Source organism: Protofrankia sp. Cr1 (genome assembly GCF_963555865.1).
GTDB lineage: Bacteria > Actinomycetota > Actinomycetes > Frankiales > Frankiaceae > Protofrankia.
In genome coordinates this window covers 1-710 of record NZ_CAUVXO010000474.1, presented here as the reverse complement: position 1 = coordinate 710, position 710 = coordinate 1, and positions in this window count along the sequence as shown.

Genomic DNA, 710 nt, shown 5'->3' with positions numbered 1-710 from the left:
CCGTATCCGGCTGTGACGCGGACCGCTGGTCTCGCGGTGTTTCCGGCAGCGTCGGCAGCTCGACGAGCAGACGTGGGCCGCGGCTCTCCACGCTCGCTTCAGCCGGGCCATCGGCATGATCCGCGGCCGGCATCACCTGGCCGGTGCTGTCCGAGCTTTCCCCGCCTTGCCGTCCGGGTGCGGATGCCGGTCCTGCAGATCTACTCCGTCGATCCACAACGAACCCTGCGCCCGCTGATCGAGCGCCGTCATCCAGCAGCCTCCCGGCGCTACGCGCCACTGCGGAGACGGACGACTGTGCCACCGTAGGCGGCTGGGCATCACCGGCGACGGTCCGCGGAGATGGAGCGGTTTGCTCCACGACAACATCGTCCGTCTCGCCGGTCGGACCGGACAGCACCGTATCGATGTGGTGGTCGTCGTCAATATGGACGTCAGGGCGATGCACAAGGGCGTCCGACCGGGTGGATGCCGCCGCACGCGACACGGGAGTGGATCGCTCGGAGCTGGGTCCTGGTTGGGCGCGGGCGGTGTCGTGTGATCCGCGCGAGCCGGTGTCAGGCCGGACCGTGACAGGTAGCCCGAGACCCCGCCGGAGCACCGGCGCGACGCTCGGGGCGGGAGACACGCCGCCGGTAGCAACCTCGATCACACGGCCACGCCGGGGACGCCCGGATCCGACCCGAGGAACTCCGGAGCCAGGCTGTCCG